At 60.8% G+C, this 15,972-nt stretch carries 10 protein-coding genes and 1 pseudogene; 5 read left to right on the forward strand and 6 right to left on the reverse strand.

The window, feature by feature from the left end; translation table 11 throughout:
* Nucleotides 1-85: 85 nt before the first annotated feature.
* Nucleotides 86-1,573, reverse strand: a pseudogene (locus HBA54_RS29735) (transposase); the annotation flags it as partial.
* 20 nt (nt 1,574-1,593) lie between these two features.
* Here HBA54_RS29735 and HBA54_RS21880 point away from each other — a divergent pair.
* The 5 genes from HBA54_RS21880 to HBA54_RS21900 all read left to right on the forward strand — a co-directional run bounded on the left by HBA54_RS21880 (nt 1,594) and on the right by HBA54_RS21900 (nt 4,928).
* Entirely contained in the window at nt 1,594-2,175 is a 582-nt protein-coding gene (locus tag HBA54_RS21880) for a hypothetical protein (RefSeq protein ID WP_167228693.1), read from the forward strand.
* Entirely contained in the window at nt 2,147-2,791 is a 645-nt protein-coding gene (locus HBA54_RS21885; RefSeq protein WP_167228695.1) for a hypothetical protein, read from the forward strand. The genes HBA54_RS21880 and HBA54_RS21885 overlap by 29 nt, the downstream gene beginning before the upstream one ends.
* A gap of 246 nt (nt 2,792-3,037) precedes the next feature.
* A complete protein-coding gene (locus HBA54_RS21890; protein ID WP_167228697.1) occupies nt 3,038-3,343 on the forward strand; it encodes a helix-turn-helix transcriptional regulator in 306 nt (101 codons plus the stop codon).
* A complete protein-coding gene (locus tag HBA54_RS21895) occupies nt 3,333-4,568 on the forward strand; it encodes a tyrosine-type recombinase/integrase (RefSeq protein WP_167228699.1) in 1,236 nt (411 codons plus the stop codon). The genes HBA54_RS21890 and HBA54_RS21895 overlap by 11 nt, the downstream gene beginning before the upstream one ends.
* Nucleotides 4,569-4,613: 45 nt before the next feature.
* A complete protein-coding gene (locus tag HBA54_RS21900; protein ID WP_167228701.1) occupies nt 4,614-4,928 on the forward strand; it encodes a DUF6634 family protein in 315 nt (104 codons plus the stop codon).
* 82 nt (nt 4,929-5,010) lie between these two features.
* On the opposite strand, the gene HBA54_RS21905 is transcribed toward HBA54_RS21900, so the two are convergent.
* The 5 genes from HBA54_RS21905 to HBA54_RS21925 form a co-directional block, all read right to left on the reverse strand.
* A complete protein-coding gene (locus HBA54_RS21905) occupies nt 5,011-5,940 on the reverse strand; it encodes a phospholipase D-like domain-containing protein (RefSeq protein ID WP_167228703.1) in 930 nt (309 codons plus the stop codon).
* Nucleotides 5,941-6,118: 178 nt separating this feature from the next.
* Nucleotides 6,119-6,883: an HNH endonuclease gene (locus HBA54_RS21910; protein WP_167228705.1), complete on the reverse strand. Its 765-nt coding sequence runs from the start codon at nt 6,881-6,883 to the stop codon at nt 6,119-6,121.
* A complete protein-coding gene (locus tag HBA54_RS21915) occupies nt 6,883-8,844 on the reverse strand; it encodes a coiled-coil domain-containing protein (protein ID WP_167228707.1) in 1,962 nt (653 codons plus the stop codon). The genes HBA54_RS21910 and HBA54_RS21915 overlap by 1 nt, the downstream gene beginning before the upstream one ends.
* Nucleotides 8,834-13,288 carry an Eco57I restriction-modification methylase domain-containing protein gene (locus HBA54_RS21920; RefSeq protein WP_167228709.1) on the reverse strand — a complete coding sequence of 1,485 codons (4,455 nt, stop codon included), beginning with the start codon at nt 13,286-13,288 and terminating at the stop codon, nt 8,834-8,836. Before HBA54_RS21920 ends, HBA54_RS21915 begins: the two co-directional genes overlap by 11 nt.
* Nucleotides 13,289-13,291: 3 nt before the next feature.
* Nucleotides 13,292-15,931 (reverse strand): DEAD/DEAH box helicase, encoded by a 2,640-nt coding sequence (locus HBA54_RS21925; RefSeq protein WP_240932823.1) that lies wholly within the window; start codon nt 15,929-15,931, stop codon nt 13,292-13,294.
* Nucleotides 15,932-15,972: the final 41 nt, after the last annotated feature.

Consider the following 15,972-nt stretch of genomic DNA (forward strand, 5'->3'; position numbering starts at 1 on the left):
CCTCGCGGGGGCCGACCGTGCCATAGCTGAAAGCGGCAATCATCTGCGCCCGCAGCTGATCCAGCGAAGCAGCGCGCGCCGGGCGGTGGCGTTTTCTGATCTCCCGGTTCAGCGACTCGGCCAGACCGCTGGTGAGAGAGAAGGCCTCCCCGAAACGAACGAGCGTCTCGGCCTTCATGTCGAAATAGTTGAGAATATGCTCACGTCCGTTTTTCAGATATTTCACCACTTCCTGAAAACGGCGCCGCAGTGGTCCTTTGAGATCCTTCAGCCATTGATCGAGTTCGGCTTCAGCCTGCTGGCGGTCCGACAGCACATAGAACTGACGTAGGCGGGTATAGGCTTCGTAAACCGGCTTAAGCTCGGGAAAGTGTTTGAAAACCCGCTTCAGCAGGCGGCGCTGCGCCTGGCGCTTCTTCCGGCGCTCTTCCTGCGTCTTGCTCCGCACCTTCTTGCTGGACAGTTTGCCCCTGCCAGCCGCCTGGATGGTTTTGGGATCCCCGTCAAGGTCGTCCCAGGGTGCGTCCTCGAGCACATAGCGAGCCGAGTTCAACAGCTCGATCAATTTCTTTTCTTCAGGGATCTCCTTGTTGAGCTTACGCAGCGCGGCCAAGCGCGCCTTGCGCATCGGCACGACTGCATGGTTCTTGACATGCCAGCGATCGCGCACGAGGCGAACCTTCTTAAAAACCGGGTTTTGCTTGGCCGCAACCTCAAGCGCCAGCGTCATCACCGCTGCCACCACCGGCTCACCGTCCATCGTGATGGCCAGCAGGGCTTCAGGGTTGGGCATGGTCAGCAAAACGCCCGCCACGTCGCGCACCACGTGACTACCGGTGGTAAACGGCCGCTTGCCGCGCGACATATCGATCATTTCTAGGAAGAAGTGGAGCTTCAGCTCGTGATCGCTGGCCGCCATGGTCAGCAATGCGCGCTTCTCACGCCGATTGCGCGCACCGGCGACGGGGTCTACCGCAATTACCTGAGGCGCGGCGTTCGACATTGCCAGCTGATCGCGGTTCTCCGCAATCATATGAGCGCAGATCGGCGCGATCTGGGCGCGGGGGATATCCGTGGCACGCCGGATTTCAGCGACACTCTGCGAGGCGAGTCGTTCCTTCACTTCCTGAACCAGCTCAGCGCAGAGACGGGTCTCCTCGTCGAAGCTCGATGGCAGCACCACCTTGCGCCGGCGGTCGGCCAGCTTGATTACGCGGGCCCAGAGAATGAGTTGGCAGGGGCAGTTGGCCCTGGAGGGCAGGCGCAGCTTGCACCGCTTGAAACCATCGCGCACCCAGGCCTGCCCTTTGGCGGCCTCATCAAGCACTGCATCGCTCGGATCGAAGCAGGCAAAGAACGCCTTTCCCTTTACTCTTGTGTTTTCGATGATGTCGCAGAAGTCCTTTATGTCATGGGTGACGACCCACTCATAATCGAGCTGATGCGGCCTCACATGAGGGTTTTTTGCCGGTGGGCTGTAGCGGCTGGCTTTGGGGTGATCGGGCATGACGGCCATTGGAAAGTACTCCTCGGCTTTGACATGCCAGAGAAGTGGGTTCGAGGATTGCATCATGGCCCTTGCAAGGCAGGGCGGTGTTAAGAACAACCGACAAAGCCGTGGCGATCTGCGGATCCGAGGAGCCGCGCGATACGGCGTTTCAGGCGCTCTCGTGTCGGAATAAGCGGAAGGGAGGATCGCGGGATATCACTTCTGAAGCATTGCTGCTACGGCTACCGGCCACACAGTCGGTAAATGCCATACAGTCGGTAAAAGAAGGTGCAGCGGGATCACAGACGACGTCAGCGCTTGGCCGATCCCTCGTGAAGGCTCTCTGTAATTTTGGTGGGACGGGCCCTGGCCCGCCAACTGTATTAATCGGGCTTAACCAACGTCTGCCGCGCAAAACCGCGGGCGCGGCTCGCGCCGGCCCCGGCCGCGGCTGGCATCTTTTATTGGCCACCCTCGAAAAAGAAGGCATCCTTTACACGCGTACTTCAGGTTTATTCTTCATGGTTCACGAAATTAGAAATAATAGATCAAATTTTATTATATTTTATTTGGAATTTATCGAAATTTTTCTTGACTATTTATTTACCATGATTTTTCATCAGAAGCCTTCTTGCTTGTCCCAGCGGAGGCGCAACGATGATCCTCTATTGCACGACGAACCGTGACCTTGAACTTTGGTACCTCGATCTGGCCGGCGCACTGGCCCGTCCTCCGGTTGCTCCTACGGTCTACGCGCTGGCCTCTTTTGAGTCCGATTTCGTGCGCTACTACGTCGGCTCGAGCCGGCGCCTGACCGCCCGCCTCGGCGCCCATCTCTCGTTTGCACGCAGTATCAAGCTGCGCGGCCACTCGGCCGGCGGGCGTCTTCTCGCACCAGTCGTTGCACAACGTCAGCGGGCGCTGGTCATCGTCCTCGAGACCTGCCCTGGGGCAACCACGTCCACTTTACAGCGCTGCGAACAGCCCTGGATGATCGCCGCAACCCGCGACAACGGTGCCGCAGCCCTCGCCTATCAAATGCCCATCACCAGCGCCCCGGAGCGTGGTCCTCAGGCCCCTGCCACCCTGGCCAAACGGCGCCACTGGCCGACCGCCTGGGTCGAAGCCTTGACGGATTTCTTTCGTGAACCCTGTTCGCCATCGCTTTTGTATTCGGCTCGCCGGCGAAGGCTCAACGCCAGCGGTAACACAGCGCGCGACAACACATCCGGCACCAAGCGGTCCAGCCGCCTCACAACAGACAAGTCCGCCGGCCCGGCCGTACAAGAGAAACGACGGTGAAACATCCGTTGTTCACCACGTCCAAGGAGGACACCACGACCATGACTTTCCCTAGCTCTGCCCGGACCGGCCGTCCTGCGCCAACACTCGGAAATCCCACCGCAAGGCGATCGCCGGCACTTATGACGTCGTCCGCAACCTTCGGTAATATATTGATTCTATGTGATTTTCTGATCTTTCTGCCGAAAAGAGAAAATTACGCAAAGCCAAGGGCCCAATGCGCTTGGACGAACCCACCTCTACACCATGGAGACGCCGAACACCCCTGCTGGCCAACCCAGCCTTGCGCCCTGCGTACTGCGCGCCAGCGAAGTCGCCAAGCTGCTGGGCTGCGGGACTTCGACCTTTTACCGCAAGCGCGCGGCACTCGAGCAACGCGGCTTTCCACGACGCAGCCCACTGCTCCGTGGCTGGCACCGCGAGGCCGTGCAGGCCTGGCTTGCCGGCCACTTCGGGTTCGCCGCCGCACCCACCGATCCCTACTCCCGCGAAGCCAGCAGAAAGAAGCTGAGAAATGTCTCGTTCAAAGCGAAGCGCCACAATGGCCGATAGACCGCGCTATCTGAAGACCAGGCGTAAGACGAACAAGCACGGTGAGACTCGGGTCTACTACTACTGGGTTCCGCGCAAAGCCGATGCCGAGCGCTACGGCCTGCCGCGCCAAGTACGCCTGGCCGCCAAGCATGATGCGCGCTGCGGCGATGGCAGTGCCTATTTCCAGGCCTGTCTGGAAGCGGAAGAATGGAACGCCAAGCTCGAACGCAAACGCCACGGCGGCATGGGTGAGATGGCGACGGCCCCCGGCACGTTGCCCTACCTCATTAAGGTCTTCAAGAACACCGGCGACTATACCGGTCTCGCCGAGTCGACCCAGAAGGGGACCTACGAATACGGCTGGCGTGTCGTGCTCAAGTGGTCGGAAGCGCTCGATCACATCCCCGTCAAACGCGTCACCCGCGGCCATTGCCGTGACTTCTACGAAAACCTCTGCGAGACGGACGATGAAGGCTATCGCAGTTATGCGCGCGCCAAGAACGTGATGGCATCGCTGCGGCGGATTCTCAGCTATGCGGTCGACAAGGAGGAGATCGAAACGAACCCAGCGCTGAAGCTGAAGCTGAAGTCGCCCGAGTTACGCCTGCGCAAGTGGGAACCCGGAGAGATCGAAGGCTTCGTGACGGCCGCTGACAAGGCTGGCAGACCTTCCCTGGCGCTGGGCGTGGAGATCGCTGCGGTGATCGGCCAACGCCGCGCCGACATGGTGGCGCTCTGCTGGGATCAGTACGAGAACGGATGTTTCAAGATCATCCAGCAGAAGACCGGCGCGCGCATCCAGGTACCGGTGACGCCCGAGCTGGTGGCCAGGCTCGCAAAGGCACCACGGCACAAGTCGGGCCACATCGTCTATGATGAAAAACGTGATCGGCCTTATAAGCTCCGGCACTTCAACCGGGTTTTCCGGGAGATTGCCGATGCGGCTGAGCTCTATGACCTTTGGTTCCACGACCTGCGACGCACGGCGGTCTACGAACTCGCGCGCGCCGGCGCGACGGTACCCGAGATCATCGCGGTCACCGGGCACAGCTTGGAAAACGCCACACGTGTGCTGAAGCACTATCTCTTCCCGGACAGCAAACTGGCCGAAACGGCGGTCCAGAAACTGGTCGAGAAGAATGCGCTGGACCGTCGGCGCGCGCTCAAGATCGCTCCCGAAGAATCGGAAGGGAGACTCGATCTTACCAACGTTATCCGATTCAAGGTGCCGGAAGCAGCCTGAGCGCTGCGCCGCTCCCCGCGTCAAAACAGTCTCGGGAGATCAACGATGCCTCATGATCCCAAGATACTTGAGCGTCTGCGTGACGCCACAGCAGCGCTCACCCGCCTCGAACGCGGCGAAGAGCCGAGCCCGGAGGAACTCAAGGCAGCCCCCAAGCTCGACTGGTGGTACCTGACCGAGCATCACGGCGCTTTGGCGCTGGGCGGCGTGGTCACCGGCCATCCGACGCTGCCGGAAGGAGCGCATATCTACACCAGCTGTCTCCTGTGGGTGGCCGAGGATCAGCGCGCTGCCCGGACTCTGTCCCGTTTCTACAGGCTCGGCACACCCTTGGACGACGTGTTGGCAACCAAGAACTGACTACCGCGGCACGCCCAGAGCGGCGGCGCGATCGGGTAGGGCAATGGGGCGCAATTTGATTGCGCCCCATTCAGCCGTCACATCAGGAGAAGATGATGACACGTATCAAAGGACTGAATGACGGCCCAGGTGAGAGCGCTGCCGACGTTGCATTGGCGCTTCCGGACATGATGAGTCGACCGTCCCGGCAGAGAATCTCGGAGGTTTTGGCGTGCAGCTTGTGGTCGTCACCTGCCGAAAGCTCTGAGATGGTGATGGGAATCACCTCAACCTGCGGGGAGGTCAGCCAGTTCGATCCTACCTGGCCCAAGACCGATCCGCCGGAATGGACGTGGAGGTGGACGGCGTCCAGGCCAAGGCGCTGGCAGAGGCGGTCGATCGCCGCGCCGGAGTCCCAGAAGGGCGCGGCGACTGAGAGGTGCAGGGCGCCGCCAGGCTCTTCTGCAAACTCAGTTAGCCGGGCGCCGATCGCCCCATCGAGGCTGTGAAGGATCCGGATCTCGCCGCTGTGCGGCTTCCTTGCCGCGGCTCGGGAAAGATCCTCGCTGAGGGCAAGGCAGCTGTCGCTGAGGCCATGCGCGACTTTGGGGCTTTCGGCCAAGCTCCTGAAAAATTGGGCCGCATCGTCGAATGCATCAGCGGCGAAGGAAGGGTGAAGGTGCTCGGCGAGCTCAAAGTTGCCGCCCCAGCCGTTGAAAGTGAGATTCCCCGAACCCACGACGAGGTGGCAGTCGTCCTCGCCAAACAGCGCTGTTAGTTTGGGGTGAAAGGCGCCGGTTGTAACGGCGACAGGTTCGAGCTCGTAGTCCCGCCCGACTCGCTGTGCTCCTTGCTCCGAAAGCCCGGCGCGCACGCCCTGAAGGTCTGCGAGGATCAGGGCTTCCTTGCTGCCGCCGCGGACGAGGTTATCGAGGACGACGGATTCGAAGAACGACAAGCTGAGCGCATAGGACGTAAAGACTGCTTTGCGCCAGGGATGAGCGGCAATTAGGTCTTCGGGCGTAAACGCCAAGTTAGTTTGCCTTACTGCTGCTTGTCGATCGAGATTCTACTTCAAAACGACCTCAGTCTGGTATGGCTGCTCAAAAGCCACGTAAAGACCGGCCGCTGCAGAGTTGTCAGATCATTTCTGCCCTAATTCCCAATAATCCAAGGTCATTGCCGTTGGGTCATTCACGGGCGCTTTCTTCTTAGGAGACGTCCGTTTTGTTGAAGTGATTCGTTCTGTGCCAGGCGAGCTTTTCCCTGTGCTGCGGCGTCAACGGAATTGGTTCACGCCATCGCAGTTCCGCGCGGGACGCTTCGCTTAGAGCAGGGGAGAACTCTGGGCGTCCGTCGTCGTGGAAGGTGACGAGGCCGCGGTCGAAGGCGGCATCCCATAGGGCCGAGAGAAGCAGACCATTGTGCACGTCGAGCCGTTCGGCATCGCAGGAACAATCCTTCCAAGGAATGATGTGGGAGGCGCGCAAGAGCGCTGGGTCGGTGATGCCAGTGAGCGAGCATTGACCGTTCCAGTATTCCAGGAGGCTGGTGCGAAAAATGTCCTGCCCAATACGCTGCACGACAAGACGCTCGGTCTCGGTTGTTTTGGGGAGCCCCTGTACTTTTGTCTGGAACGTGCGAAGGGGCGCATCCGGAAGGCTTGCGGCAAGCCGGTAAATCCGAGGCAGGATCGAATAGAGTTCCCGCATTGCCCCAAACCGGAAGCGCGATAGGCCGGGGCCTTGCAGCGGGTCGGCTGCCAGGCCCATCTCCCTGATCACGCCTCCATGGTCGAGCGCGAGGAACCATGGGCCAGCCGGACCTTCGGCAGCCAGCCAGATCGTTCCCTGCGCCGTCGTCGACTGAAACGCCGCCCACCCATCGGTCTCACCAAGCCGACGCCGAAAGCCATGCTGCTCAGCGGCCTTGCTGCACTCGGTTGAGACAATGAAGGATTGAGGGCTTTCGATCATCAGAAGTCCATCGCAAACAACCGCGCCTCAGGTGGTGTGGACGAGAGCTGCAAACGCATCGCTTCGTGAGCACGCGCCTGCTGCGAAGGGGCTGTCGTCGTGGTGACGATATACTGGAAGGGCGGAGGGCTTGCCTTTCCTTCGAGGCTCAAAACGAAATCAAAGAGGTTCGAGTATATATCGGCATCCAGATCCGCTTCGCGCGGGCTGTCATGTATGAGCAAGGATGGCATCCTCGCCTTGCCATTCACAGAAAGGATCATTGCAGCCAAGTCGAATGCTACGATTTTGAACGACTCAACCGCAGCCGTAGACAGGCCGACGCCTCGGTCGAGGAGAATATCTGTGTGAAGACCATTTCCGTCCAAGCGGATTTTCCCCGAACACCCCTTGGGCATCAAGCTGGCTACGAGCTGCTGAAATACGATTTCCAGGTCACCGATTGCTGCCGTTACTCGCTCCTGTTCCAGCTTGATGGATTCGCGCAGGCCTTCAATTTTGTTTTCAACCGCATCGAGACGTCTGATCTCCGCGTCTCGTTTAACCATCTGACGGTCAAACCAATTCGCCTCTCTTACAAGCTCGCGTGCTGCGCTGACCTTTCCGTTGGTCTCGGACAGTTGCTTTTCAAGGCGCTCAAATTCCTTATCGACGGCCTCCAACTCCTGATCGACACGCGCAATCTCTGATCCGAGATTTTCAATCGTTTTGGGAAGGGCAGCTTGTTGCTTGATCAGCTCGGCCATATTCTGTTCCGCAAGTTTTATGCGATTTCGAACCGCATCAAGGTCACACCGTTCGAGAGAGATTTTACATCCCTTCGCGAGCACATCATCGATGTTGACCTGACAGATAGAGCATCTGACGACTACGCCACTTTCCAGACGAGCTTGTTCTGTACCCTGTTCCGCCCGCGCGGCGGAAATTTGCACTGGAAGCGCCGTATGTAGGGCTTGGGCGTTCGCCTGCTTTTCGAAGGCCTTGTTCCTTTCAGCTTGGAGCCGCTTTCTTTTTGCCTGCAAGTCCACCCCCGACGATTGACCCTTCGCGTGAGTCGCGCCGGTTGCCTTCGCCAATTCTTCGTTGGCTTTGTCGATCAACTCCATTCTGACGGTTTCGTCTGAAGGATCGCGATCTTTCGGCAAGGAAAGCCCCTCGCACAATTCTTCGAAGCGATGTCTTTGGAACCAATCAAGGTGATTGAGTTTCTGCTTGAGATCATCGCGCCCCCGCGCGAACGATCTGACTTGAGCGTTGGCCAAAACTTCAGCGGCCGACAGCGCCCCAATGGCGAGCCGAACGACCGCAAGCTTTGCGTCGAGAGAGAGCTCCTGCGCGGGTGACCCCGACCCAGACCGTTTTGATCGCCAGTCGAACACATCATCCAGTCGGCACTCCTGATCGCGGGCGAGCCATGCGAGCAGTACGTCCCAAACCTGGTCCGCTCTGAGATTGTCTGGCACCTGTTCGCGATAGTCGGTGCAGAACCGATCAGAAATCACGGGGGCTATCGTCGGTGGATAGGTTACGACCAGCAGCTGGTCGAACGAATCTTCGATGCGATCAGCGCGCACGGAGCGCGACGGCAGGTTCATGCCGATCGGACGGGTCACAATCCAACATTCGCCGTCGATCATGATCTCAGCGCCGACAAACCCGTCGGGCAGTTTTTGTTGCATCAGCGGGCGCTGGTCTTCGTTGGAAAAATGCCGCTCCCCGAGGCAATAACGGATCAGGCGGCAGAACGTCGACTTCCCGCTCCCATGCGGTGTGGCGCCCTTGCCATTGGTCGAAAGATCGGGCGACCAGATAATGTTGACGCCCGGGCGCAGCGAAATGTCACGAAGCAGCGTTGAGGCATCCTGCCAGAGGGCAATTCGCCTGACCCATAGCCGAGGCCCATGCTGGCCTTTCGGCATGGTGAACTCGATCTCTTCTCGCTGGAAAAAATCAGGCTGCAAGGCGGCCCTCCTGAATGAATGGGAGGATGTTGGCCGACACCCGCGTCAATCCCTGTTCCAGATCGACGGCCTGAAGCCTCGACCACGCGAACAGCGCCCGTCCGACTGCCGGGTTGTCAACGTTCAAGGTTGATTGGTCGAGCCTCTGGCCCGCGCTCCATTCGTCTCCGTTCGGCGACACATCCAGAACGGCCGACGACACAAGCTCGTTGAAGGCCGCGCCCCACGCCGCGTTGGTTGGCGGCTCCAATTGCGTCACGCCGGACGGATGCGCCACGATCCGTCGCCACTCCTGGCGATCTGCATCAGAGAGGAAGCCGTCGAGTAGGCTCGGTTGTAAGCAGGCCAGCGTCGCGAGACGCACACGGCGGACGTCGGAGGGCTTCGGCAAAATGCCGACCAGCGCCCGAAGCTGGGTACGGACGCGGTCACGCTCATCGATACCTTGCGGCCATGCCCAGACGTCAGCGGGAATTTGCTCAAGTGGCGGGAGTTGGATGGGTTGCGGGACGGGCGTCCCAACAGCGTCAGCGAGGCTAAGTTCGACGAAGGTGCCATCCGCTTCCATCCGGTCCCAAGCGGCGAGGACGAGGCGGCGGGTGCGGTATTCGCCGTGCTGGCGGATTTCCTTTTCCTTCAGGACGCGGAAGGTCTCCGAAGGGTAGTCGGGGCCCTTCACGTCGGCGGGGTCGAGGATGTAACGCAGCTCGTCGCGGGTCAGGCCATAAGCGCGGGCGTAGAAAGCGTCGAGATCGGCGCGCAGGTGGGCGCGTCGATCCTCGTCCCAGGCGAAGGGCGGGCCGTAATGGCCCAGATCACGGGCGAAGGGGGCGAGGCTGTGCGAGGTATAGGTGAGTTCCAGCACCTTCGGGGTGATGAAGGCGAGGCGGGGTTCAGTGTAATAGGAGGGATCAAAGATTGGCAGTTGCTTCATCAGACTAAGCGTAAGGTGGGTTCCACCCAAAAGCTGACGGGCACAAAAATCCAACGGAATCGAGTTGAAATTGGCCATGAGGCAAGCGCCATCCTGGCGATTCCGACGTGGAAATATTAGAGTGGCGGTATGGCTTACTGCAGTCCTCGGGAGGATCGAGGTGATCGTAGTTCTCTCATTTGAAGCGTTGGTAATTTCTCTGACAGCGAGAAGCCAGCCGCTCTTCCAGCCCTGGCCCACGAGCCTCTTTTCTATTTCAGAGAGAGGCACCCAGTATCGCGGAAGCGACTCGCAATCGATGCATTCCTTTGCTTCCAGATCAATCGATTGAGCCTGATCAGTGTCAAAAGGATAGGTTGTCCATCGGTGGTCGAATAAATGAAACGTCTTTGCTTCATAGAGAGGCGCATAGTTGACGCTATCGCTTTCGCATATTGCTGCAGGAATTCCGTGACCCGACGAGACTAACTTCAATTCGATTTTCTTCTGTGCACTGACATTGTTTTCGCTGGGAAGAGAGGCAAACCAATCGGCATCTTCACCCATATTCCAGAGCCTTGTATGGAAATCTATCTGCCACGGGTTCCCCTTTTGATCTCCGTCTAGAATAAAGGTTGCTGAATTCGAGAAAATCTTTGCTGTTAAGGTAGCATCTCCCCGCGTTCTGAAGACCGGTGCAGTGCGAGTGTTTGGGTTGAGCCTAGAAATTGTCTCGGCTGAAAGCGTGAAGCTCCTCTCTGGATCGGTGATCTGAGACGGTTCGCTCAGAAAGAAAGCAAAGCGAGCTTCATATTCATCGTAACCTATTGTTAACAGGGAAAATTTGAACATGCGGTGGACACTAGGGAAGATCGGCAACCGGTTATCAAAATCCACTAGGTGTGCCAAGCGCTTGCCCTCAACAAGCGAAGAAAAGAATTCCGCAGTGCTCGCATCCGTGGCTATACCAGTAGGTACGATCACCCCGGCATGGTCACGCGCAAGATTGGCGAAGAGTTCTGCAAAAAGGGCGTAGGTGTTCACTTTCCCGCGTGCCGTTTTGGCAAAACGGCCAGAAGCCCGCGCAAACTCGTTCCCAGCCTCCGAAGTCCTTACGGCTATCTGAAATGCTGCAAATGCGGGAGGGTTTTCGCGTTCTAGTACTTCGATTGCGCGCTTTCTAGCCGCCCCGACAAGAGACGCAATTTCCGGGTGACGGGCGGCAAAGTACTCTCTCTCGGATAGCTGCATGACTTCCCACGGCGGGTTGCCCAACACCACATTGAACCCGCCGCGTTGCATCACATCGGGGAACTCTAGCGGCCAGTGAAAGGCGCGGGCGCGGCGGGCGGCCTTGGGGGCATCCACCATCGCCTGGCGCATCTTGCCGTGATTGAGGGCCATCCACAGTTCCTCGGTCGTCGGCACCGTGCGGGCCGAGGCCCCCGCCGGTGCGCCGCCGACCTTGGGCAACTGGAAGGCCGCGACATAGAGGTTCGCCGCCGCCGTCGCCCGGACAAAGGCCTGCCCCTTGCGTAACTCCCTGTACCGCGCGGCCTTGGCCCCGATCTGCTCCACCGTATCCTCGGGCAGGTCTCGGAAACCCGAGAAATCCAGCGCCAAGGGCTTCATCGCCGGCATGGCGACCTGGCCGGTCCCGAAGTCGAACCCGCCCTGGCCCTTTTTTGCGTCCCTGTTGGCCTGCAGGTAATATTTGGCCGTGTCCTTGTCGTCGCCGGTCAGCGGCTTGTAGGCGGCATCAGGGATGCCGTCTCGCAGCACCTTCAGGTCGAAGACGCCGAGCAGCGCATCGCCGCAGCGGATCTGTGCGTCGAAGAAGCCAAGGGGAAGGCCGGGATCCACGGTCTCGATCCAGAGCGCGACCTTGGTCAGTTCCACTGCCATCGGGTTGCGGTCCACCCCGTGCAAACAGGATCGCGCGACATCGCGCAGGGCATGGCGGAAATCGGCGAGCGACGGCGTGCCATCGGCGCGAATACGGGCAAGGCGCGTGGCGATGCGGCGGGCAGCGGCCAGCAGGAAGTGGCCTGAGCCGCAGGCCGGGTCGATGGCCGAGAGTTTCAGGAGCGCCTTCGCGGGATCGTCCGCCTCGGCCTCGGTCCTGTCGAGCACGGGGTCGAGCGCAGTGTCGAGCAACGCCTGAACGAGGCTGTCGGGCGTGTAGTAGGAGCCGGTGGTCTTGCGCTGGTTGCCCTTCTGCTCGGCGGCCTCGGAGGCGAAGAGCAGCGTCTTTCCGTCATCGCCCAGCTGGGGCTGGAGCTCGAGGAGGGATTCATACACGGAGCCCAGCTCCTCGGTCTCCATCGCGCGCCAGTTCACCGGGACCATGCCGCTTTTGTCGGAGAGCCAGGAGAGGCGGTAGAGCGCCTCCATGAAGGCGCGGTTGCGCAAGTGGGCGGTTTCCAAGTGGGGCAGTTTGTCGTCAGAGAAGAGGCCGCTGAGGGCCGGGAGGGCGAGTGCCTCTTGCCCGTGGGCCAGCGCGCGGAAGACGATCTTGATACCCTCATAGCGGTCGTGGTGCTTGTCCCACGAGGCAGCGCGGTAGCATTGGGCGCGCAGGGCGGCGAGGCTGTAGCCTTCGGCATAGAGCTTGCGGGCGTCGGGCTTAGCCTCTTCGGGGTGCAGGAGGTTGCGATCCTCGGCCACCATGAGGAAGATCAGGCGATAGACGAGGCGCAGGAGCTCGTTGAACCATTCGGTGAGGTTGACCTCGCCGGACTTCAGCCTGGTGGCGAGATCCGGGTTGGCTTCCAGAAACCCGGAGCCGAGGAGCTTCAGCGCGATCTGGACCTGATCGGCCAAGCGGTCCCGCGCCGCCTCGCCCTCGCGCGACCCGGCCTCACGCCAGCGTTCAAGAGCGCAGTCCGTTGCGGGCGTGCCTGCCGCGCCAAAACGGCTGCGGTGGATCATCAGCCACAGGATCGCGAAGGAGGCGGCATCCTCGTTGGCAAAGATCTGGGCAAGATCGGCTTCGACATAGGCCGGACGGGTCAGTGACGCATTGTCCCGCATCAGGCGAATCAGGACACCGTTGGTGACGAGGCCCCACAGCGCTTCGTCGTGATCGTTCAGGTGATCCTGGAGGGCGAAGGCGGGCGAGCGGGACCGGTCGGTCGACAAGGTCGGGCTGCGGCGATCGAGCTTCTCGTCGGCTGGCGGGACGACCAGGATCGGCACACGCCCTCCGGCGGTGAACGACAGCATGCCATCGCCCGGAGCGAGCTCGTGGAAGCCGAAGGTTTCCTTCAGGAACTCGCGGACAAAACGCCGGGTCGCTTCGACGGACGGGTTCTCCATCCTGGCGAAGGTGTCGAAGTGGGACTGGCCGACGCGGAAAGCGGTCGAAATCTCTTCCCGGATCGTCAGCCCCTTTCGGATGCCGTAGCTCTCCCGCGTGTCGGCATCGTCCTTCGGCGCCGAAATCTGCGCGACCATTGCGGGCGCGATGAGGTTGCCCTCCAGCGTGAGCGAGGGCCACGCGGACATGTCGGTGATGGGTTTGCGCGCCATGGCTCAAACCTCACTCGGCATCAGGACGAAGAGGCCGATCACGTCCGGCGGCGTGACGGCCTCGACGGTGACGCGCGAAGCGGAACCCGCAGCGGCGCGAAGGCGGGCATGGTCCTGGGCGAGTTCGTCGGCGCGTGACCGCACGAACCCGGTCAGCGGCCCCTCCAGCAGGGCCGGGAGCTCCTCCTTCGCTCTGTCTATGAAGCGTTCGCGGGCCGAGGGAGCAAGGTCGGCGGCGGCTGGCGTATTGAGAAGTTCCCGCGCCGGTTCGCCCGTGGCCGTGATCGTGTTCCCCTCGATCGCGACGAGGGCGGCCTCTTCAGCAAGAAGGAGGCGCTCTTTGCGGGCGTGGATCGTCAGTTTGTACCGGATGCGGAGCAGCACAAGCCGGGTCATCCGCTGCACGGCTGTCGTCGGCCATGCGCCGACCCGACCGACGCCCAGACCCGACAGCGACTCGGGATCGAGTGACGCTTCCACCAGAGCTTCGGCCAGCGTCGCCGTCAGGGGATGCGTCCGGGTCAGGAGCGCTGTTCCCGAGGGAGCAGGCTCCGCCATTGCGAGGCGGACGGAGCCCGTCAAATTTCTCTGGGACAGCCGCTCCTTCAATGCGCTGTCGAGCGCGTGCACATGCGCCAACAGCAAGGATTTCCGGGGTTCCAGCGGTACGCCGAAGCGCGACATCGCGCGCTCGATGAAGAGCTTCACGTCGGCCGGGGAACCCAGCAGCGACTGCGCCTTCTCCCACTCGGGCGCGACTTCCTGCGGCTTCATCGCGTTTTGCGCAAAACGAGCCCGGGATTTCTTCTCGTTTTCGGAAGCATCCCGCCAGCGGGCCTCCATGGCCCTGGTTCCATCGTCGAGCCGGAGATCAAGCGCCAGCTGCCCCTTGTCGCCACCCCGCCGCAACATCATCGAAGCCATCAGCGCATCGGTAACCGGTCCACGCTCGTCCGGGAGCGGGACAGTGACACCTGTCGTCTTCCGAATTTCTTCGGCCTTGCGGAGGATAACATCCAGAACAGCGCCATCGATGGCGCTGTCTGGCGAGAACATCATGATCGAATGCACCAGTTCGGCTGGCTGACCAAATCGATCCACCCGACCTTCTCGCTGCTGGTGCCGGGTCGGATTCCATGAAAGGTCGTAGTGGACGACGGCATCGAAAAGCTGCTGGAGATTGATGCCCTCCGAAAGGCAGTCCGTCGCGACCAGGATGCGTTGGACCTCCTTCTCGCCTTCGACCGGTCCCATGTCGGCCACGCGATCACGGCGCTCGTCCGGCGTCAGAACGCCGGTCACGGCCTCGATGATCAGCTTCGGAAAGGCCTTGCGCAGTCCATCGCGGACATGCTCCGCAGTGGCCAGATAGCGGCAGAAGACAACCGGGTTGGCCCCCTTCTTGATCAGCGGCGTCAGTGCATCGATCAACGCCGACAGCTTCGGGTCGTGTTTTCCGACGAGTTCCTCGGCACGTTGGACCAAAGACAGCAGCGCCGGGTTGGTCTCGAAGTTAGAACTCGGCTCAAGGTCCACCGCATCTTCATCATCCCCATCTTCGTCATAGATCTGGGGTTCGAGACGTTCGCTTTCGTTGGAGGCCCGGTTCCGAAGAGCGCTCAGGGCGGCTGCCGGCGAGGAGCCGACGCATCGCATCAGAGCCAGGGTGCCCCAGAACGCAAGACGACGCTCGCGCTGACCGGTGCCTGCCTTGGACACGACGCCGAAGCAATAATCGAGAACGGTTTCCTGGAAATTGAGGTGATCCCGCGAGAGTCTATAGGGGAACTCGGTCGTCTCGTGCTTCGCAAAGGCCCGGTCCTCTCCCCAGTCGCTGGAGATGAGATCGATGCGACGGCGCTGAACGAAGTGACGGGCGAGACGCTCGCGATATCTGGCACCCTCGAAGTTCATCGACCCGAAGAAGGGGTCGACTAGCGAAAGAAGCCGCGCAAAAGCCTCTTCGTCTCCCGAGTGTGGCGTAGCGGTCAGCATGACGATCCGCCGCTCGGGATCTTGCGCCAGTCCCGACAGGAGCGCGAACCGCTGCTGCTTACCCTTGTGGGTGCCCACACAGGCATGGGCTTCGTCGACGATCACGAAGTCCGGGCAGGCGCGGGCAAATCCCTCCCGGCGCCTTTCGGCTTTGATGTAGTCGAGACTGACCACCGTGTGGGGGTAGGCATCGAACAGCGTCTGGGCGAGAGGCAGGTTACGCTCGAGTCGCGCGGCCGTGCCCGAGGTGACGGCGACTACCTCTATCCCGAATCTAGTGCGGAGCTCAAGAACCCACTGCTCGACCAGGTGTGGCGGACAGAGCACTGAGAAGGCCTCAACCTCGCCACGGTCCATCAGCTCCCGCAGAATGAGGCCCGCCTCTATGGTCTTTCCGATGCCGACGTCATCCGCAATGAGAAGGCGGGGCACCTGAAGCCGTAGAGCCATCAGGAGAGGAACCAGTTGGTATATCCGTGGCTCGAAGGCGAGCTGAGTTGCCGAGCGAAAGGGACCTGCCCCACGCCGAAGAGTCAGACGCATGGCATCCGCCAGCAGGGCGGCCTTGGCCTGAACGGTCATCGCAGCATCGGCCGGCAAGTCGAAGCGGGCCGGTTCTACCGGGAGAAGCTCGAGCTTCGGATCCAAGATAACCGTGTCGTTTTCACTGCCAGAAAGTGGCCGCAGAG

This window comes from Pelagibius litoralis, from assembly GCF_011683915.1.
Lineage (GTDB): Bacteria > Pseudomonadota > Alphaproteobacteria > Kiloniellales > Kiloniellaceae > Pelagibius > Pelagibius litoralis.

What these genes read in the sequence shown, in the direction of transcription:
- HBA54_RS21885 (WP_167228695.1), top strand. Translation starts at nt 2,147, where the DNA reads ATGATCCTCTATTGCACGACGAACCGTGACCTTGAACTTTGGTACCTC.
- HBA54_RS21890 (WP_167228697.1), top strand. Translation starts at nt 3,038, where the DNA reads ATGGAGACGCCGAACACCCCTGCTGGCCAACCCAGCCTTGCGCCCTGC.
- HBA54_RS21895 (WP_167228699.1), top strand. Translation starts at nt 3,333, where the DNA reads ATGGCCGATAGACCGCGCTATCTGAAGACCAGGCGTAAGACGAACAAG.
- HBA54_RS21900 (WP_167228701.1), top strand. Translation starts at nt 4,614, where the DNA reads ATGCCTCATGATCCCAAGATACTTGAGCGTCTGCGTGACGCCACAGCA.
- HBA54_RS21910 (WP_167228705.1), bottom strand. Translation starts at nt 6,883, where the DNA reads ATGATCGAAAGCCCTCAATCCTTCATTGTCTCAACCGAGTGCAGCAAG.
- HBA54_RS21920 (WP_167228709.1), bottom strand. Translation starts at nt 13,288, where the DNA reads ATGGCGCGCAAACCCATCACCGACATGTCCGCGTGGCCCTCGCTCACG.